Source organism: Vibrio sp. 10N.222.55.B11 (assembly GCF_041473705.1).
In the GTDB taxonomy this organism is placed as follows: domain Bacteria; phylum Pseudomonadota; class Gammaproteobacteria; order Enterobacterales; family Vibrionaceae; genus Vibrio; species Vibrio crassostreae_C.
Genome location: NZ_JBFRST010000055.1, coordinates 45,807 through 64,599 on the forward strand (window position 1 = coordinate 45,807; position 18,793 = coordinate 64,599).

The 18,793-nt window shown below is 44.1% G+C and carries 18 protein-coding genes; 8 read left to right on the forward strand and 10 right to left on the reverse strand.

Annotated features, from left to right (window positions below; genetic code table 11):
* Positions 1-56: 56 nt before the first annotated feature.
* A complete protein-coding gene (gene nhaD / locus AB4503_RS19055; protein WP_017061523.1) occupies positions 57-1,496 on the forward strand; it encodes a sodium:proton antiporter NhaD in 1,440 nt (479 codons plus the stop codon).
* Between the two features lie 14 nt (positions 1,497-1,510).
* Here the strand turns inward: nhaD and AB4503_RS19060 are convergent, their stop codons facing one another.
* From AB4503_RS19060 to AB4503_RS19070, 3 genes are all read right to left on the reverse strand, one after another.
* Positions 1,511-1,897 (reverse strand): hypothetical protein, encoded by a 387-nt coding sequence (locus AB4503_RS19060; protein WP_017061522.1) that lies wholly within the window; start codon positions 1,895-1,897, stop codon positions 1,511-1,513.
* 171 nt (positions 1,898-2,068) lie between these two features.
* The gene (locus AB4503_RS19065; RefSeq protein ID WP_017061521.1) at positions 2,069-2,551 is read right to left on the reverse strand and encodes a methylated-DNA--[protein]-cysteine S-methyltransferase; all 483 of its coding nucleotides are present in this window, start codon (positions 2,549-2,551) and stop codon (positions 2,069-2,071) included.
* Between the two features lie 25 nt (positions 2,552-2,576).
* Positions 2,577-3,953, reverse strand: a complete 1,377-nt coding sequence (locus AB4503_RS19070) for an AlkA N-terminal domain-containing protein (protein ID WP_372115567.1) — start codon at positions 3,951-3,953, stop codon at positions 2,577-2,579.
* 236 nt (positions 3,954-4,189) lie between these two features.
* On the opposite strand from AB4503_RS19070, the gene AB4503_RS19075 reads away from it, so the two are divergent.
* Complete coding sequence (locus tag AB4503_RS19075) at positions 4,190-4,393, forward strand: hypothetical protein (protein WP_017061519.1); 204 nt, start codon at positions 4,190-4,192, stop codon at positions 4,391-4,393.
* Between the two features lie 183 nt (positions 4,394-4,576).
* On the opposite strand, the gene AB4503_RS19080 is transcribed toward AB4503_RS19075, so the two are convergent.
* The gene (locus AB4503_RS19080) at positions 4,577-5,467 is read right to left on the reverse strand and encodes a LysR family transcriptional regulator (protein WP_017061518.1); all 891 of its coding nucleotides are present in this window, start codon (positions 5,465-5,467) and stop codon (positions 4,577-4,579) included.
* A 154-nt stretch (positions 5,468-5,621) separates the two neighbouring features.
* Here AB4503_RS19080 and AB4503_RS19085 point away from each other — a divergent pair, with 154 nt between their 5' ends.
* Together AB4503_RS19085 and nagB are read left to right on the forward strand one after the other, a co-directional pair.
* Entirely contained in the window at positions 5,622-5,975 is a 354-nt protein-coding gene (locus AB4503_RS19085) for a DUF413 domain-containing protein (RefSeq protein ID WP_017061517.1), read from the forward strand.
* 606 nt (positions 5,976-6,581) lie between these two features.
* Positions 6,582-7,382 (forward strand): glucosamine-6-phosphate deaminase, encoded by an 801-nt coding sequence (gene nagB, locus AB4503_RS19090; RefSeq protein ID WP_017057618.1) that lies wholly within the window; start codon positions 6,582-6,584, stop codon positions 7,380-7,382.
* A 261-nt stretch (positions 7,383-7,643) separates the two neighbouring features.
* Here nagB and AB4503_RS19095 read toward each other — a convergent pair whose 3' ends face one another.
* The 3 genes from AB4503_RS19095 to AB4503_RS19105 form a co-directional block, all read right to left on the reverse strand.
* Entirely contained in the window at positions 7,644-8,180 is a 537-nt protein-coding gene (locus AB4503_RS19095; RefSeq protein WP_372115568.1) for an MltR family transcriptional regulator, read from the reverse strand.
* A gap of 50 nt (positions 8,181-8,230) precedes the next feature.
* Positions 8,231-9,379 carry a mannitol-1-phosphate 5-dehydrogenase gene (locus tag AB4503_RS19100; RefSeq protein ID WP_372115569.1) on the reverse strand — a complete coding sequence of 383 codons (1,149 nt, stop codon included), beginning with the start codon at positions 9,377-9,379 and terminating at the stop codon, positions 8,231-8,233.
* 183 nt (positions 9,380-9,562) lie between these two features.
* Positions 9,563-11,455, reverse strand: coding sequence for a PTS mannitol transporter subunit IICBA (locus AB4503_RS19105; RefSeq protein ID WP_017066361.1), 1,893 nt, complete (start codon positions 11,453-11,455; stop codon positions 9,563-9,565).
* Between the two features lie 569 nt (positions 11,456-12,024).
* On the opposite strand from AB4503_RS19105, the gene AB4503_RS19110 reads away from it, so the two are divergent.
* On the forward strand, positions 12,025-12,891 hold the full coding sequence (locus AB4503_RS19110) for a hypothetical protein (protein WP_017065081.1): 867 nt from the start codon (positions 12,025-12,027) through the stop codon (positions 12,889-12,891).
* A 291-nt stretch (positions 12,892-13,182) separates the two neighbouring features.
* Positions 13,183-13,839: an NAD(P)H-dependent oxidoreductase gene (locus AB4503_RS19115; protein WP_372115570.1), complete on the forward strand. Its 657-nt coding sequence runs from the start codon at positions 13,183-13,185 to the stop codon at positions 13,837-13,839.
* A gap of 437 nt (positions 13,840-14,276) precedes the next feature.
* Here the strand turns inward: AB4503_RS19115 and gltS are convergent, their stop codons facing one another.
* Together gltS and AB4503_RS19125 are read right to left on the reverse strand one after the other, a co-directional pair.
* Positions 14,277-15,503 carry a sodium/glutamate symporter gene (gene gltS / locus AB4503_RS19120; RefSeq protein WP_017060972.1) on the reverse strand — a complete coding sequence of 409 codons (1,227 nt, stop codon included), beginning with the start codon at positions 15,501-15,503 and terminating at the stop codon, positions 14,277-14,279.
* 316 nt (positions 15,504-15,819) lie between these two features.
* On the reverse strand, positions 15,820-16,176 hold the full coding sequence (locus tag AB4503_RS19125; protein WP_017060971.1) for a YibL family ribosome-associated protein: 357 nt from the start codon (positions 16,174-16,176) through the stop codon (positions 15,820-15,822).
* Positions 16,177-16,502: 326 nt separating this feature from the next.
* Here AB4503_RS19125 and AB4503_RS19130 point away from each other — a divergent pair, with 326 nt between their 5' ends.
* Positions 16,503-17,300 carry a DUF4344 domain-containing metallopeptidase gene (locus AB4503_RS19130; protein ID WP_017060970.1) on the forward strand — a complete coding sequence of 266 codons (798 nt, stop codon included), beginning with the start codon at positions 16,503-16,505 and terminating at the stop codon, positions 17,298-17,300.
* Positions 17,301-17,427: 127 nt separating this feature from the next.
* On the opposite strand, the gene AB4503_RS19135 is transcribed toward AB4503_RS19130, so the two are convergent.
* Complete coding sequence (locus tag AB4503_RS19135; RefSeq protein ID WP_372115571.1) at positions 17,428-17,814, reverse strand: tautomerase family protein; 387 nt, start codon at positions 17,812-17,814, stop codon at positions 17,428-17,430.
* Between the two features lie 252 nt (positions 17,815-18,066).
* Here AB4503_RS19135 and AB4503_RS19140 point away from each other — a divergent pair, with 252 nt between their 5' ends.
* Complete coding sequence (locus tag AB4503_RS19140; RefSeq protein ID WP_017060968.1) at positions 18,067-18,687, forward strand: LON peptidase substrate-binding domain-containing protein; 621 nt, start codon at positions 18,067-18,069, stop codon at positions 18,685-18,687.
* Positions 18,688-18,793: the final 106 nt, after the last annotated feature.

The window sequence follows — 18,793 nt, forward strand, 5'->3', positions numbered from 1 at the left end:
ATTTAGGTCTACGCTTTTACCCGTGTTAATAACTTATTAACTTCGGAGCGTAATCCATGTTAGGTATCCAGCTTTCTGCTGTTCTCTCTTTGTTACTCTTTTCTTCGGTAGCAGGTGCTGCCACTTCTCAGTTGGGAGAACCACTCAAGCTCACCAACTCATTCGCTGGCTACCTATCCCTGACCATTTTCGTTGTCGCCTACATCGTGGTGATGATGGAAGAGTACCTAAAGCTCCGAAAATCTAAGCCAGTGTTACTTGCAGCAGGACTGATCTGGATAATCATTGGTTTTATCTACCAAGAACACAACCTTGTTGAAGTCGCTAAGCAAGCACTCGAACACAACTTACTGGAATACGCTGAGCTGTTACTTTTCCTACTCGTCGCCATGACCTACATCAGCGCCATGGAAGAGAGAAGACTGTTTGATGCGCTGCAAGCGTGGATGGTGGGCAAAGGCTTTAATTTCCGCTCTCTGTTCTGGCTAACCGGTATTCTGGCCTTCTTTATCTCACCGATCGCCGACAACCTCACCACAGCTCTATTGATGTGCGCCGTGGTTCTGAAAGTCGCAGGATCTAACCCTAAATTCGTTAACCTAGCCTGTGTGAATATCGTGATAGCCGCTAACGCTGGCGGCGCGTTCAGCCCATTCGGTGACATCACAACGTTGATGGTGTGGCAGGCTGGTTATGTGAGCTTCAGTGAATTCATTCCCTTATTTATTCCTTCAGTGATGAATTACCTCGTCCCTGCAATGATCATGTCTTACTTTGTTCCCACAACCCAACCCGACACGGTGCATCAGCACGTTGAATTAAAACGCGGTGCAAGACGCATCGTGTTGTTGTTCATCATGACCATCGGCACTGCGGTTGCTTTCCATGCCGTACTCCACTTCCCTCCAGTAATGGGCATGATGATGGGGCTGGCGTATCTACAGTTCTTTGGTTATTTCTTGCGTAAGACCTTACCAAATTCACTGGCGAAGAAAAAAGCGGTGGCGATTGCCAACAATGATGGGGGGGCATTGAAGCGACTCGGTTCAGTCGTGCCCTTTGATGTATTTCGAAGAGTGTCCCATGCCGAATGGGACACTCTGCTGTTCTTCTACGGCGTGGTAATGTGTGTAGGTGGCTTGAGTCTACTGGGATACTTGGAGCTTGCCTCTGGCGTGATGTATAGCCAATGGGATCCAATTTGGGCCAACATCATGGTGGGGATCTTATCTGCGATTGTCGATAACATTCCGGTGATGTTTGCCGTGTTATCGATGGAACCTCAAATGTCGATGGGTAACTGGCTACTGATCACCTTAACCGCAGGCGTTGGCGGCAGCTTGTTATCTATTGGTAGTGCGGCAGGTGTGGCGTTAATGGGCGCGGCGCATGGCAAATACACCTTCTTTGGCCACTTGAAATGGATGCCAGTGATCATGATTGGCTATGCCGTCAGTATCGCTGCACACCTATGGCTTAATGGCGATCTTTTTTAATTCGGAGATCTTTTCTAGTTCGAACTGTCTTTCACAGGCTTATCTACAAGTGTCCAGACGTTACTCAATTGTATCGCTGGACATTGGTTGCAAGTTAGCATCTCGCCCTTCTGTTGAATGCGCATCACTAGTCTAGAGTCAGTTCGGCTGCTTCCAGAATTGAATTCAATGGTGATCAAGTCATCATCAACACGATAGGTTCGAGTCACGGAATTATCCGTTGTTTGATAAGTCACTTGCCCGGATTCAAAAAGTAGATAACTGTCATTATCTGCGTTCTCATACATACCTTTGAACAGAGCAAGCTGTGGAACCTCGAAAGGTCGGCTGGTATCAGTTAAACAACCTGTCAGCAATAATGCAGAGCTGCAGCCAGATATTAGTAAGGGGAATCTATTCATTTGGGCATCCTTGCCTAGAGAACATAGTCAAAGAATATGCAACCAAATTGATACTTCCCAGAAAGCGTTGATTTTAATGCAAAGTCATATTTTAAGAACCACTCGCCTTCACCATTAAGTAGTACGAGATATTCAGCCAGCATCTCGACAGGCTCATGGCTAAATCGCTTGCTAGTCTTGCTCTCTTCCCTCTATCACCAATAAGTGCTGTTTACGTTCTACGCCACCTGCATAACCCGTCAGTTTGCCGTTTTTACCAATCACACGGTGACACGGCACAATCACTGAAACCGGATTTTTGCCATTCGCCAAACCCACAGCACGAACGGCTTTCGGATTGCCTATCGCATCGGCCAGTTGTGCATAGCTCCAAGTCTCTCCATAAGGAATGGTCGTCAGCGCCTGCCAAACCGACTGCTGAAATGGCGTGCCCTTGGCTGCAATCGGCACAGAAAACTGAATAGCTTCGCCCGAGAAATAGCGATTAAGCTGCTCGATAGCCAATGCAAAGATCGGAAAGCTATCATCTTGAACACCCAACGGTTCCGGCTTGGTGGTATGTGTCTCGAACCAAAGGCCGAGCAAGCCTTCATCGTTCGCCTGTAACGTCACGGTTCCCAATGGGCTCTCATAGTAAGTAAAACGGTTGTCCATGATATCTCCTAGCTTAGTATTCCGATTAAGACTGATTCCAACAGTGGAACGTGGCGTAACTACCCCAAGGCGAAACACTCTCCGTGTTGATGGCGGGGCGATGCTCAATAAACTTCTTCACCACCAAGTCACCAACCAACAGATGATTAGGTTCGCTTAACCCGCGAAGCAGTGCATATTGAATAGTCCAAGGCCCAATCCCTTTTAGCTCAATCCATTTGGAAGGATGCTCAGCTTCATTGTCGACCATGTATTCGGCAAAACGCTTTAGGGTCTCTTTGCGGCTTCCCGGCATTCTCAAGAAGCTAACATCAGCGTCCGCTATCTGTTTTGGTGTTGGGAAGCTGGCTTTCTCATGTTCATCAGAAAGCTCTTTGACCAATAAGTTAAGCTGACCAATCGCCGCGGTTACCGAAACTTGCTGTCCTAGAATCGCTCTCACGCCTGCCTCCCAAGCACTCCACACGCCAGGAATACGGATACCACTCTTAGCCACCAAGTTAGGATCGATAGTCGTAAAGAACGTCTCAACCTTGGCAATATCGACATCAAGATCAAACATACGGCGGATATTCGCAATCAAGCTTCTTAATTGGCTTATATCATCCAACTCGAATTCAATATCCAAGCGGTTATCTTTGGCTAAAGTCGCCTTGAACCAACCCTTTGACCCGTTCACATTTACCGTGCGCTTATAATAATCTTCGCCAACGCCTTCTAAGCCCTCAATCATTCTTCGTCGATAAAACCTCAACAAGTGGTTCCAATCTAAGGGTCCATGAAAACCAAGCTGAATATGATTACTCTGAGTGTCACTTGGCTTCGCTCGCCTAATTTGGCTTGGCGAAAGCTGCAGCTCTTTTTGAAAGGCATCATTAAAACGGCGCGTACTATTGAAGCCACTAGCAAAGCCGACATCAGTAATGCTCATGCTACTGGTGTGCAGCAACTGCTTGGCAAACATCAATCGACTGTACAGACTATATTGCTTGGGTGACACGCCGATGTAATTGTCGAATAAGGTTCGTAAATAACGATCTGAAATACCTAACCGCGTTGCAAGGTCGACGATAGATCCTGAATTCAGAGCGCCATTATCAATCAACTGCATCGCACGTAAGAAAGTGGTTTCGACGCCCTTCCAAGCCGGCGAAAAAGGTGCGCTGTCTGGTCGACAACGTAAACAAGGACGATATCCCGCTTTCAATGCTTTAGCTTGATGGGAAAAATATTCGACGTTTTCTTCTTTGGGTGGTGTGGCTGGGCAAATCGGGCGACAAAAAATTCCTGTCGTTTTCACCGCTGTAAAAAACATCCCATCAAAGCGAGCATCTCGTGCATATCGAGCCAAATGGCACTGCTCACTGGTTAAGCTGCTGTTGTGATTGATCTTTTTCGACATGCCGTACTCTTCCCACTTACCATAGCGTTTGATCCGATACCTAAAAGTTTACCGTGAACCACCATTGTCGCTAGCCACTTTCGGAAGCGAAGGTCAGATAAATCACAAAAAAGGGTTTTAATTTTATTCAATTCGACTAAATTTAACCTAGAGAGGACATTCTTCTCACAACGTCAACGATCGGTACTTAGCACGCCAAGATGCAGAGACCTATCGAATATAAAAAGGAAAAGGCTATGGTTCTACACACATGTCGTATTGTTTTATCAAATCAACAGGTTCTCACCAGTCAATCAGTCGAGCAGTCTCTAAGCTTTCTTGAAGACAAAGCGGACAACGGGATTTCTATGATCGAGATTGACGCAACGGATGGCAATCAAATCCATTCGTACATGTCACACTCTCTTGAAGAGTCTATTGAGAATCTAATGAACCTATAGGGCTTTTAATAAAGGCTACACATACCAGGCTTAAACGATATTTATGGAATTAGAAACGATCTCTAGTTCCGAAAAGAAGTACATTTCTGGTTTAAAACAAAAATGGCTCCCAACTATACAATTAGTTGGGAGCCATTTTTTATTGAATCTAATCAGCAAAGCCACTGCTTACCGCGAATGCCGTTACTCAGGTGCTTGTTCAGCGGCTTGCTGCAATGTGTAAGCCGTCGATGGGTCAATCTCATTAACCAACTTCTCAACCTGCATGATCGCATCAACCGAGGTACTGCTTTTACGGTAGCTCAGATAAATTGGGAGATACCAGTCTTCAACCCCTTTCACCTTGTGCAGCTGACCCGAATCGATAAAAGGTTCGACTAGAGACACCGGAAGATACGCACTGCCGCCTTTCTCTAAAATGAAATCGAGGGCGATACGGGCTGTAGAGGTACGTAGGTACGGTGCTGGCACTTTAGGGTGACGTTCTGCGTGTTCAGAACCAAAGCGCGTTCCCCAATCCACATAAACATACTTATGTTGAAATACAGATTCCAGATCATCTTGCTGCGTTGATACCAACACCAAAACCAAGTCAGCGACTTTTTTACAGTTCAGCTCTTCTGCTTTGATCTGATCGAACGCGAAAGCCATATCTAAGGTTCGTTCTAACAAATTACGGTTCAGTTGCTCGCGCCCCATCACCTCTGCCATAAAGCCGTAACCACCAAAAGAGTCGGTTACCACACTTAAACAGTTTTGCAGATACGCATCCCAAATATTCGGCGTGCCGCCCAGCGTTAACTGCAAGGCTTTACCACTCTCTAACGACAGCTCAAATTTGGCTTGTTGTAGGGTGGACACCATCACTTCGGCATAACCAATCAAACGTTCACCGGAAGATGTGAGTTTGATGTTATTGCGGTCACGAATGAAGAGCTGAGTATCAAAATAGCCTTCAAGCTGTTTGATCCGCGCACTCACCGCCGCTTGTGTTAAATACAAGTTTTCAGCTGCACGCCCAAAATGGCGCACCCTTGCAACCTCAAGAAAGGTTCTAAATACTTTCACATCCATCAAATACATCTCTGTAATAAATCTGCTAACTAGCCGATCTAGGATTGTTTATCGTAAAGGCAAAAACATTTTGTTTCCTATTTTAGCCTTTTAACAATATTTTCGCGTGAGCAATAAACACTAATTTCTATCTAACCACATTACTGAGGCTGATATGTCTGAGACCGAATTCCGACACGGAAAAAAACGTTTTTATGACACCATTAAATTCCCGAGAGGGTTCGCTAAGTCGGGTGATTTTACTCTTTCAGAAGAGGAAATCCTAACCTTGTTTGGTGACACTATGCTTGCACTTGAAACTGGTGAACTAGCACCAATCAATGCAGAAGAAAAACACTTCATTAAAGTGTTGTCTCACCCTCATAAGGCAAAGTCCAAGTTAGAGCGTGTTTGGTTGAAGTACATTCAACTGGCTCGTGGACGCCGTCGCTTTCACACCCTAAACGGCTGCAAACGCGGCGACGTATCTAGGGAAGAATACGAAAGTGAGTTAGTGTTAGAAGATTAGTAAAATCGCTCAAAGTGATACCTCATCACTTTGGGCTTTTTTTTGCCTTCAAACACACATCTTCTTTGTAATTGGTAAGTTTAGCCAACCTATCCATTTTTACCAATATTTATATATAATTCATAGCGATAGCGTGACTAAAACACAGCTCTCGTTCAATCTTATGGGTATTCATCCCACTGAGATTCATCGTTCTTCATCCTGCCCCTGTCTTTTATCACGATAGCGCTCCATTGCCATCATTATTTTTCTAGTTTCAACTATACGCTCAACGCTTGTTTATACTCGAAACACGTTAATGCACCAAAATTCGTCAATGGTTCGAGCGATGCCATTATTGCAATAATCGTATCAAGGCATAGAAACACACCAACCCTTTCAGGTGCTGAATTAGATCAACATTGCTGTATATGACAAACGTATTAATCTTGTTTAACGCCACCAAATATCCATACAATAATTGTGCAATTTTGAGAGTTCCAGTCACAGTTACGACGAAAAAAGCAAAAACTTGGCCTAAAACAATAGCGGAACTGGATAACTTATTTTATAATGCGAATTAATGTTTCAGAACACTATAAAATTTTATTTCTAGGGGCAAAATCAATGAGACTTATTCCATTAAGCAACAAAGCTAAAGTAGGTAAATGGGCTGCTCGTCATATCGCAGATTCAATCAACAAGTTCGCTCCAACGGCTGAGCGTCCATTTGTACTAGGTCTTCCTACTGGTAGCACACCTCTAACTACTTACGCTGAGCTAATTGAACTTTACAAAGCTGGCGAAGTTAGCTTCAAGCACGTTGTAACATTCAACATGGATGAGTACGTTGGCATCGACCCTAACCACCCAGAGTCTTACCGCACATTCATGCACGAGAACTTCTTCAACCACGTTGATATCCAAGCAGAAAACATCAACCTGCTAGACGGCAAAGCTGAAGATATCGATGCTCACTGTGCAGCATACGAAGAGAAAATCCGTTCATACGGCAAAATCAACCTGTTCATGGGCGGCGTAGGCATCGACGGTCACATCGCATTCAACGAACCAGGTTCTTCTCTATCTTCACGCACTCGTATCAAAACGTTGACTGAAGACACTCGTATCGCGAACTCTCGTTTCTTCGATGGCGACATCAACCAAGTTCCTAAATACGCACTAACTATCGGTGTTGCGACTCTTCTAGATGCAGAAGAAGTTATGATCCTTTCTCTAGGCCACAACAAAGCTCAAGCGCTTCAAATGGCTATCGAAGGTTCTGTAAACCACATGTGGACTGTTACAGCTCTACAGATGCACCGTAAAGCTATCATCGTTGCTGATGAGCCAGCTCAACAAGAGCTAAAAGTTAAGACTCTACGCTACTTCCAAGAGCTAGAAGCTGAGAACATCCAAGACCTATAATTCCTATAGTCTTGAATAGCAGGGCGTTTTTATAAAGAGAGCGTCTTGAATAGAAAAAGCCACTGAATGTGGCTTTTTTTGTGCCTGCTGCTTTTGTATTTAATGGGAAGATATTTCGGATATTTTTTAGAAGCACAAAAACAACAAAGCGATTTCTCCAACGAGAGAAACCGCCATCATTTTAATCTTTGTATTGAAACGAACGAACAGCTACAAGTTATGTAGGATGTGAAACAAGATAAGCAGAGCTGCAAACTAGAGCTAAGAGCTCAGCGCGTTATCTCGGCATAGGGTAGTGATAATGTCAGTGATAGCTAATACGATCGTCGACTTCACCTTTTGATTATGTCGCCCCAAGAACATTTCAAGCATTGGGCCAGACATCGTTTCCACCATCTCCGCGTCATATTCGATAGGCATAATACGCTGAATCGCGTGCACCTTGTTGAGCTCAAATATCACATCAACTTCTGTAAAGCTGGTGTCTTCACCCTGTATTTTCGCCCACTCTTTCAAGGTAACGAAAACCTCTAGATCGTCGTAGAGTTCTTTACTGATCACGCCAAGTCCGAGTAGCAACTTAGCACGAATCATGATCTCGCCTAACGGCCCACCACTGTTGAGAAGTGGCTCGACAACGAACTTAATTGCAGTGTCGTCTTTCTTAAAGATGTTTTTTAATACGGCATCTACCGTGTCGTCCAATGCATCATAAGCAGCCATTAGGCAGGCGTTAGCACTCTCAGCTTCCGAAAGGGCTTCGAGTAATTCAGTTTCATGGCTTGTTTGTATTGGCATAACGGCTCGACAATAAGAAAGTGCCACTGGTGTGGCACTTTGATGGTTTATCATTTCAATGCTAGATAAGCTTCTTCCGCTAGTTTAACAACTTCTGAGTCACTATTCAGCTCAGAATAATGCGCTAATGTCTCAGCAAAGCCTTTTTCTGCGAACATTGCTTGAAGTTCAACCGCTTGTGGGTCGTCTTCGTTCTTGTAATGGAACGCAGCAGCGATTGCTTTTACTAGGTGAGCATTCGGTAGGCCGTACTCTAATGTACCGTTTAGAGGCTTAACTAGGCGGTCTTGCGGGCTCAGTTTACGAATTGGCTGACGACCAACGCGGTCTACTTCATCACGTAGGAACGGGTTAGCAAAACGACCTAGAATCTTTTGGATGTAGGCAGCGTGTGCTTCTGGATCAAAGCCGTAACGCTTAATCAGAACTGCACCACTCTCTTCCATCGTTGCCGTTACTTCAGCACGGATTACGTCATCTTCGATAGAGTCTTTGATTGTCTCGTGACCTGCAAGGACACCAAGGTATGCCGTTACCAAGTGACCTGTGTTTAGCGTGAACAGTTTACGCTCAACGAAAGCCATTAGGTTGTCAGTGCATTCCATACCTGGGATGTTTGGAATCTCACCTTTGAATTGTGTTTGGTCTACGATCCACTCGCTGAACGTTTCAACCGTTACCGCTAGAGGATCTGTTTCGCCCGCTTCTGCCGGTGGAACAATACGGTCAACCGCAGAATCAACAAAACCAATGTGCTCTTCAGTGAACGCTTTCATTTCATCAGAAAGGTGCTCTAACACGGCTGCTTTTAACTGGCTAGTACCGCGAACCATGTTCTCTGCCGCGATGATGTTCATTGGTGCAGTGTTGTTTGCTGCTGCACGCTTTTCAATGCCTTGAGCGATAGACTTAGAGATGATTTTAAGAACCGTAGGGCCCACTGCAGTCGTCACAAGATCAGACTCAGCAATGCAATCTACTACTTCGCTTGTTGCTGAGTTTACTGCTGTCACGTTCTTAACAACTTCGACAACACACTCTTCGCCAACAATCTTAACTGGGTATTCTTGGCGTTCAATTAACGCATTTACAACCGTTTCATTTACGTCAGCAAACGTAACCTTCATACCAGCATCAGAAAGAAGCTTACCAATGAAACCACGACCGATATTACCTGCACCAAAATGTAACGCTTTCATAATTTTGACCTTATAAATATTTGAATCTAGATAGCTAACTGCTCAACAACATGCCTTGACGATGTGCCCTAGGCATTAAGCAGTAAGCTATTCAGACTGAATCTTGTTAGAAAGATTAAGACCGAAAATGAGGCCAGTAGGGGGATACCGGCCTCCTTCACTCAGGAGCTTGACTAGAGCTTTTTAGTTTCCGTTGAGAATACGTAGAACATCAGCAGGGTTTGTTGTGTTCTGTAGGCATTCCACAGCTTCTTCATCATCGAGTGAATTGGTAATCGCCATCAGCACCATGTTGTGCTCATCGCCTTGTGCGGCAATACCGATAACCATCTTCGCGATATCATCTTCATCTTCGCCCCACTGAATACCTTCAGGGTACTGACAGAAAACGATGCCGGTTTTTTGTACGTACTGTTTCGCTTCGATTGTGCCGTGTGGTACTGCGATAGACTCACCTAGGTAAGTAGACACAAGCTCTTCACGAGCAAACATGCCATCTACGTATTCTGGTGATACGTTGCCAAGTTTTACTAATTGTTCGCCAGCAAACTTGATTGCGTCTTCTTTTTGAGTCGCTTTAAGGCCAAGGAAGATGCTGTCGTCAGTGAGTGCAAGCTTGTTGCCTTCTTGCGCTGGAGCTGCTGCAGGAGCCGGAGCTTCTACTTTCGCTTCACCACTTTGAGCATCGACAAGCTCGGCAACTAGTTGGTCGTATACGCCGCCGTCTAGGAAGTTGCTTAGAGACATATGCATCGCACCTGGCACAGTGCTACGAGCACGGTCTGTTAGGTCTTTATGCGTAATAACGATTTGCGAATCAGCCGGTAGGTTGTTGATTGCGTAGTTGGTTACTTCAATGTCTAGGCCAGCTGTTGCTACTTTCTTACGTAGTAGACCTGCACCCATTGCACTTGAACCCATACCCGCATCACACGCTACATAAACTGCTTTTACATCCGCTAGGTTTACGTTTGCTTCTGCTGCTGCACCTTTAGAAGACGCTTTCATGTCTTTCATTTGTGCAGAAGCTTTCTCTAGTGAATCTTCCTCATCATCTTGCGCTGATGTTTTAAGAAGGATTGACGCTACAACAAACGATACTGCCGTTGCTGCGATAACAGATAGAATCACGCCGATGTAAGAGCCTTTTGGCGTCATCAGTAAGACTGCGAAGATAGAACCTGGAGATGCTGGAGAGATAAGGCCAGAATCGAACATTACGTTAGTGAATACACCCGCCATACCACCTGCGATTACCGCAAGAATTAGACGTGGGTTCATTAGAACGTAAGGGAAGTAAATTTCGTGGATACCCCCTAGGAAGTGGATGATAGATGCACCAGCAGCAGATTGCTTCGCGCTACCTTTACCAAACACCATGTAAGCAAGTAGAAGACCAAAACCAGGACCTGGGTTTGCTTCGATTAGGAAGAAGATAGAGCGACCCATCTCTTCAGATTGCTGGATACCTAGTGGAGAGAAGATACCGTGGTTGATTGCGTTATTTAGGAATAGAATTTTCGCAGGTTCAACAAAAATAGATGCTAGAGGTAGTGCACCCGCTTCTACCATTGCGTTTACGCCAGCCGCAAGTCCGCCAGACAGAATCTTAACCGCAGGACCAATCACGATGAACGCGATGATCGCACAGATCATGCCGATGATACCCGCAGAGAAGTTGTTCACTAGCATTTCGAAACCACTCTTCACTTTACCGTGAACAGCTTCATCGAATTTCTTAATTGCGATACCACCTAGTGGACCTACAATCATTGCACCCATGAACATTGGGATATCAGTACCAACGATAACACCCATTGTTGTGATAGCGCCCACTACCGCACCGCGGTCACCACCAACCATTTTACCACCGGTGTAACCAATCAATAGTGGCAGTAGGTATGTAATCATAGGACCAACCATTGATGCTAACGTTTCGTTAGGCCACCAACCCGTTGGGATGAATAGTGCAGTAATGAAACCCCACGCAATAAATGCGCCGATGTTTGGCATTACCATATTGGATAAGAAACGACCAAAGTTTTGAACCTTAATCTTTGCTTCTGGTGATAACATAGGTAGAACCCCGTAATGTATTGGTTGGTCAAATGACCGAAAGTGTGTACTCAAAAGTCGATTAAAATGTATCACAACATTTCCAAAATGCACCTTAGCCCAACTTTCGTGATAGCCATCACACACGAAAAACACTTTCGGGTTAACAAGCACACCTTAGATCACAAAAACACCATGAATTTAAATTACAAAGCCAAGTTAATGAGAATAGATATCATCAACACACGATCTAGATCACACTTTATTTTGTAATACTTAAAAATAAATAGTGATTGAAGTCACATTTAATAAAATATAGCATCTAAGATCTATATAAACCGTATAAAAGAACATCGTGTCACGTATATAAAATATGCACCCAGATGAGCAAAATCGCGATACCTGTAATTTAATTACAGGTTGAGCTACATTTTGCTAAACATACAAAACGAGACCTAACGCTCTACTAAAAACATAGACCACTGAACTGCAGTTAGCATTGATAGATGTGATATGGTATTTACCAACGCTATCGCATCATATATATCCAACACCCATCAGCTGATCACTCCGCTATTTGAGAAAAGACTATGTCAGACAAAATTTCCACATCCGCACTCGCTAAACAAAAAGGCATAGAAGCTAAAGCTTTATTTAGCGATCTAAAAACAGCGGGCTATATAGTGCGTTCACAAGAGCGTTGGATTCTCACAGAAAGGGGAGAAAGCTTTGGTGGGGAATATGTCGAACACAAGAAGTTTGGTGTCTTTATTGTCTGGCCAGAGAAACTGCTTATCGATTTGGACTCATTCTCAGGAAAAACACTCACCGCCACCCAGCTTGGCAGTGCCTTTCAACTCAGCGCAAAGAAAATCAACTTACTGCTCAACGAGCTTGGTTGGATAACAAAAGAAGAAGACGGTTGGCATGTCACCTCTACAGGCTTAAAAGCCGGAGGTGAACAAAGAGAAGACAAAGCGACTCAAAACTTATTCGTGGTATGGCACGACTCATTGGTTCGCAATAAACGTTTAAAGCAGTCTGTTGTTGAATTCCTAGGGCATGATGCTGAAAGCCACTCGACCGATGTGTCATTCTCCAGTTTTCGTCAGAAATTTAAGGCGAAGCACCGAAGCTTAGACGGGCATTATGTTCGATCAAAGGGAGAGCTGATCATTGATAACTGGCTTTATATGGCAGGAGTGGTCCATGCGTACGAGCGTCCGCTTCCGATATCAAAAGAAGTGATCAGCGATTTTTATCTACCAAGTGGCAAAGTATACATCCAGTTCTGGGGAACTGATTCTGCGCCAATCGCCGAAAATAAACGTGAAGCTACGAGAAAAATCTATGAAGAGCATGGTTTTGGTTTAATCGAAATCACGCCAGAAGATATCCCCAACCTAGACAGCGTACTTCCGCCATTATTGCGCCAATATGGTATCAAAGCGTACTAAGCTACTGAATCTAGAGATTCCACCTCCATTAAGATCACACTTATTGAATCATTATGGACATTATTAACCATAGTGATTTGATATGTTCGCTATTTTTCCCGAGTCATTCTTCTATTATCTTACACCCATCGACTTGAGCTACCGCAGATACTCGATTTATTGGGGCATGTTCGATAACTATTTAGACGTTCAATCTATTGAGATTCGTTTAAATTGGTTATCCGTTTATTGTTGACGTAACTGAACATAAAACCCTACAACATTTATTATTGATAGATATTAGGATTCAACATGACTCATCCAATCATTACTGATCTAAACACTCGTTACACAGCTAAAAAATACGATGCAGAAAAGCGCATCTCTGCGGAAGACATGGAAGTAATCAAAGAAGCACTTCGCTTGTCAGCTTCTTCTATCAACTCTCAGCCTTGGAAATTCATCATCATTGAGAGTGACGCAGCAAAACAACGCTTCCACAATACTTTCGAAAACATGTTCCAGTTTAACCAACCACATGCGAAAGAAGCGTCACACACGATCCTGTTTGCTCACGATCCTAAGTACACTAAAGAGAAATTCGCGAAGCGTGCTGATACAGAAGTAAGCTCTGGTCACTTACCAGCTGAAATGTACGAGCAATTCTTAGGTGCTTACGCATTCGCAGAAATGAACACAGACGAAACAGGTTTCAACGGTAACTGGACTAAGTCTCAAGTTTACATCGCACTAGGTAACACACTGCACACACTAGCTCGTCTAGGTATCGCTTCAACACCTATGGAAGGTGTAGATACAGCTATGATCAGCGAAGAGTTTGCTGACGAACTAGAAGGTCACGTTGTTGATGTAGCTCTAGCTATCGGCTACCACAAAGACGGCGAAGACTACAACTACGGCAAACCAAAAGCGCGCCTAGCTCTTGATGAAGTCGTTACAACACTTTAGGGCGTGTTGACCTTTCGTGGTTAAATTTCGTTCGGATGGGGACGCCTAGTCAAAAGCGTTTTAATCGCGGTGAGGGAGAAGTAGCCTAGTCATTCTAAGCAAACCTCCCTCAACAAAGAGTAAAACGCTTTTTGCGGGGGCGCCCAGCTCGAACCCTTCGGGCAGCGTTTGCTGGTCATTTCTACTGCGTTATCGGCTTCTCATGTAGGCTAGCTACACATCGATGCCTCTGCCTTGTATAAATACCCAGCAACTCACTGCAAAAATCAGCTCGAAAGATCAACACGCCCTAGTTATTGATGTGACAGAGCCCTAACCGCAGGGGTATCAGGCAAGAAAACCTCGATAAACAAGAACAAAAAAAGCCAGTCAACAGACTGGCTTTCTTGTATTCATCTTAGTGCGATAAGCACATTGCGTTTAAGTAAAGGCGAACATTAACCGATAAACGAGATGTAACCCTGAAGGATAATCAGGTTAACGATATCGATAAAGAAGGCACCAACAATTGGCACCACCATGAACGCCTGTGGTGAAGGACCAAAACGGTTCACCAAAGAGCCCATGTTCATTACCGCTGTTGGTGTTGCACCTAGGCCGAAACCACAGTGACCACCTGCCATAACCGCTGCGTCGTAGTTAGAACCCATTACTTTGAACGTCACAAAGTAAGAGAAGATACCTAACACAACCGCCTGAACCGCAAGGATAACCAAGAACGGAATCGCAAGGTCAAATATGTTCCAAAGCTTAAGGCTCATTAGCGCCATTGCTAGGAACAGTGACAATGACACCGTACCAAGAATATCGACCGTTTCGCTGTCAGTCTTATGCAGCTTAGTCACTTCAAACACGTTAGTGATGAACACACCGATAAACAACGCGTAAACGAAGTCAGGAATCATCAACCAAGAAATTTCAAAAGTCGCCACCCACTGCTCTAGGTACTTCGCACCCGTGATACAGATAAGAAGGATGAACAACACTTCAATCACCTTCTTCGCCGTCACTTTGTCTTCTTCATACTCGTTGTAAGTAACAAGTTCAGGGAAGCGTTCATGTGTTTGCGTGCCAGTGCCGTACTCAGATTCAAGCTGGTTTTTATCAATCAGCTTTTGCGCCACTGGGCTACCGATAATACCACCGATGATCAAACCAAAGGTCGCTGAAGCCATCGCGATTTCTAGCGTATTTGCAATGCCAAACGTGTCTGCAAAAGTTTGAGACCAAGCCGCGCCTGTGCCGTGACCGCCCGAAAGGGTGATAGAGCCAGCAATCAAACCCATCAAGGGTTCAAGGCCTAGTGCCGTAGCTAAGGTTACGCCTACACCGTTTTGGATAATGATGTAAACCGACGCTACCCCTAAGAATAGGAATACCTTAGCACCACCTTTTATCAGCTGCGTGTAGTTCGCCGCAAGACCGACCGTTGCAAAGAACATCAACATAAACGTGTTCTGCAGGGGCAAGGAAAACTCAAGATCAAGGCCGTTAAAGTGCAGGGCTGTAATAGCAAAAGCGACAATCAAGCCGCCGACAATGGGCTCTGGAATGTTGTACTTTTTGAGAATCGGAAGCTTTGCATTGACGAAATGACCTAGAAACAAAACACTAATCGCGATTAGGAAGGATTCTAGTGGTCCAATTGAAATTAATTGATTCATATAACCTCTATTTTTTTACGTTCTCATCTTCCCTAATGAGTCTAGTTTTATCTGTAATTATTTGTGCTGCTCTACCTATATTTATACAAACTGGAGAGAAAGTGTGGATTCGAAAAGCGAACACATTACTGCGATCGCTTAGTACCATGTTAGTAGCACGTTAACTTTTATAGGAGATAAAAGGATTTGTGACAACAATCACCTCCTAAAAGTTGAAAACGGCGTGAGTATCTATGCCGCTGACTCTGCTTTCTTAATACCTAAAAAAGCAAAAAGGAGCTATTTCTAGCTCCTCTTTCATCACCATCGCTGGTAATTAGAATTTTTTCGGTGCGTAACCAGTCATAACCTCAATGCGAAGTTCTTTACCGATCTTCGTCATTGGATGAACAATTACGAGCCCTTTAACAGACTTTTTAAGTTTACCCATATCCGCTTGCTCAGCCTTAGTGATCTCACGGCTAAATGGCATATCAACCAGAGACTTACGCTCTTGGTTCACATCATAGCTTTCTTTGTGTTTAAGCTGGGCAATTTTCTTAGTTAGCTTCTTAATCTCTTCCTCGAACTGACGAACAACAGGACGATCATTACGAGTTTTAGCAGCATCTAACTTGTGGCGACACTTGTCTAGACGGTTGTTAATTTGTTGAAGTTCGTTTTTAACACTCATAATAATTTCCTAAGATTAAACAAGCCAATTCGGATTGGGGCGCGGAGTATAGCACAAGGGTTGTGTTGAACCGAAATTTATCTGTTAATTACCAATAGAAACGAATCACATCGACACCGCTCATTCAGCTTACTTATTCTTTGTGGCGAATCTCTAAGCGGATTATTCATTGATAGGATAGCGCCTACTTCAAAAATTGCAGTCCTCGATGCATCAAAATTCCGTCTAAACTTATACTCTAACGCAATAACTAAATCAGGGTACACAGCTTGGAGTTGTTACCCCAAGCACGACTCTGAATCGCAACGTAATCACAAGGATAGCCGATGACATTATTGAAACGAACATTGACCTGCAGCCTAGCCCTGAGTGCAATGTTTGCCACAACTTATGCATCTAGTGAACAAGCCACCCAAAGTAACCTAATCGTCGAGTACTCTACACCGCAAAATACCGAAGAAGAGCAGCTCAAACGAGAGATTCAAAGCAGTGGCGTTAATGACACCGTGGTCGACCTATCAAACCAACTCTTCATGTTTGAGAAGCCATTAACCATTCAATATGGCGGGGAAGAAGGACCACTCTACGATCCACAAACCCATCAAGTACTGATCCCTTACAGTTTTTACGCTGAGTCACTCAATTACTTTGAGAAGAACCAATACGAAAAAGAGTATGGGAAATCTGCGCAAACCGGCGCTATTGATACCTTGCTGCACACCCTGCTACACGAGACTGGGCATGCGTATATCGAAGATCAGAACATTGCCATATTGGGTAAAGAAGAAGATGCGGTTGATAACCTAGCAACCGTGCTACTGCTTAACTACGTAGAGCATGGGGCCGACGCTGCTATCAGCGCTGCAGACATGTTCGCTTTCGAGTCAGAAGACCGCCCAGAGTATTACGACTTGGGGGAATACATCGACGAGCACAGTTTCGACCTGCAGCGTTACTTCTCCACGTTATGCTTGGTGTATGGCAGCGATCCCGATGCCTATAAGAACTTGCTCGATGAAGTGGAAAACGACTATTTGAAAGACAGAAAAGAGTTCTGCGTTGAGCACTTTGACGTGATCAATGAAAATTGGCATCAGTATTTAAAAAAGAGTGACGATGCTTAGATGCTTAAAGGTTAGTGTCGAGAACTAGGAAAACGGCTTTGGCATCAAATTCCAAAGCCGTCACTCGATAGATTGGCTTAAGTCTTACGTGTTAAGAGTTAAGAGTTAAGAGTTAAGAGCTTAAACCCTAGACGTTCACTTTGTACTTCATATCTTGAGCTTCATCGCCGGTCATCCCTCGAAATCCCCAGCAATGCGATGGCTGCTCTTTAATGGTGATTTCAATATCAATCGGAGAGATAGAGAGCTGCTTTTCAATCTCAGAAAAGATCTTCTTGATTAGACGCTTTTTGGTGTTTACCGCTCGACCTTCCATCATGTTGATCTCAATGACGGTATAGGCTTCTGTTCTTCCTTCTGGGTAAAAGAAGTCATCCCGTTCCAATGGCACAAATCGATGTGCTCGCTTGTCATCGGGTAAACCCATTTCACTATTCAAGCACTGCTGCAACACATTAGAGAGCTGCAACTTAATTGGATTTAAGCACTCTTTGATACCATAAATAACAATCATGACCATTCCTTTGATGCGATGTTAGGTATAGAAGAACGTCAGATATAAGCATCGTCTGGCGACTACCCATTCGCTTACTATTTGTACATATATTACATAATGACGCGTATGAAAAAAGGTAAAAACAGTGAATTTATGAACAGGTGCAACAAAATACCTATCCCTTTACGAACATAAGCCGAAGCGAATTGATCGAACACCACCCTCCCCGCGTATATCTTCTCAAATCACATTTGAACTAAGGAGTACTATGTGCCGAATTCACCTAGGAAGACCACGCGGACAGACGCCGAACCAGAAACACCCGTAGAGTCTTCTCTGGAGCTCGCTGTGTTTCCCCTCCCCATCTTCCTTTTACCGGGAGGCAGACAAAGACTGCGCATTTTTGAGCTAAAGTATCTCGCGATGGTTGCTCACGCAGCGCAGGGCGATGGTTTCATTATCGCCACTCAAGACAAATCTAACTCTGATCATCTCAGCTCTTGGGGAACAAAGGTGACCATCGTCGACTTTAATATGTCGGACGACCAGATATTAGAAATTGATGTCGAAGGCGAAAAGTTGGTGCAATTGCATGGGTCGTTTCGAGACGATGATGACCTGATCAAAAGTAAGTTCAGCTTGTTGCCTCACTGGCCTACCGATGAATATAAAGTGCCTAACGTGTTTACCGCTTTTTTGGTTCAGTTGTTTCGCGACCACGATTCGATAAGAACACTCTATCCCACTCCTGATTTTGAGAGCCCACAATGGATCTGTGCGCGATTGCTCGAAATGATGCCTATCCCACTGGAAAAGAAAACAGAATTTACTGAGCCAGCCAGTTTTCCGTCTCTAGTTCCTTTTTTGAATCAAATCATTACGGGGCAATAAGCACTTTTCTTCACTATAATTTTGTATAGTAGAAATTAATTTAAATTAAAGTGATCCCGACTTTCTCCTTCCACGTAGTGCCCATCAAATTCGCATGATGGTTAGT

Bases quoted from the DNA above. Each gene is read 5' to 3' on its own strand.
- AB4503_RS19125 (WP_017060971.1), bottom strand. From the start codon at position 16,176: ATGAGTGTTAAAAACGAACTTCAACAAATTAACAACCGTCTAGACAAG.
- AB4503_RS19095 (WP_372115568.1), bottom strand. From the start codon at position 8,180: ATGCCAATACAAACAAGCCATGAAACTGAATTACTCGAAGCCCTTTCG.
- AB4503_RS19100 (WP_372115569.1), bottom strand. From the start codon at position 9,379: ATGAAAGCGTTACATTTTGGTGCAGGTAATATCGGTCGTGGTTTCATT.
- nagB (WP_017057618.1), top strand. From the start codon at position 6,582: ATGAGACTTATTCCATTAAGCAACAAAGCTAAAGTAGGTAAATGGGCT.
- AB4503_RS19065 (WP_017061521.1), bottom strand. From the start codon at position 2,551: ATGGACAACCGTTTTACTTACTATGAGAGCCCATTGGGAACCGTGACG.
- AB4503_RS19080 (WP_017061518.1), bottom strand. From the start codon at position 5,467: ATGGATGTGAAAGTATTTAGAACCTTTCTTGAGGTTGCAAGGGTGCGC.
- gltS (WP_017060972.1), bottom strand. From the start codon at position 15,503: ATGAATCAATTAATTTCAATTGGACCACTAGAATCCTTCCTAATCGCG.
- nhaD (WP_017061523.1), top strand. From the start codon at position 57: ATGTTAGGTATCCAGCTTTCTGCTGTTCTCTCTTTGTTACTCTTTTCT.
- AB4503_RS19075 (WP_017061519.1), top strand. From the start codon at position 4,190: ATGGTTCTACACACATGTCGTATTGTTTTATCAAATCAACAGGTTCTC.
- AB4503_RS19130 (WP_017060970.1), top strand. From the start codon at position 16,503: ATGACATTATTGAAACGAACATTGACCTGCAGCCTAGCCCTGAGTGCA.
- AB4503_RS19135 (WP_372115571.1), bottom strand. From the start codon at position 17,814: ATGATTGTTATTTATGGTATCAAAGAGTGCTTAAATCCAATTAAGTTG.
- AB4503_RS19105 (WP_017066361.1), bottom strand. From the start codon at position 11,455: ATGTTATCACCAGAAGCAAAGATTAAGGTTCAAAACTTTGGTCGTTTC.
- AB4503_RS19085 (WP_017061517.1), top strand. From the start codon at position 5,622: ATGTCTGAGACCGAATTCCGACACGGAAAAAAACGTTTTTATGACACC.
- AB4503_RS19070 (WP_372115567.1), bottom strand. From the start codon at position 3,953: ATGTCGAAAAAGATCAATCACAACAGCAGCTTAACCAGTGAGCAGTGC.
- AB4503_RS19110 (WP_017065081.1), top strand. From the start codon at position 12,025: ATGTCAGACAAAATTTCCACATCCGCACTCGCTAAACAAAAAGGCATA.
- AB4503_RS19115 (WP_372115570.1), top strand. From the start codon at position 13,183: ATGACTCATCCAATCATTACTGATCTAAACACTCGTTACACAGCTAAA.
- AB4503_RS19060 (WP_017061522.1), bottom strand. From the start codon at position 1,897: ATGAATAGATTCCCCTTACTAATATCTGGCTGCAGCTCTGCATTATTG.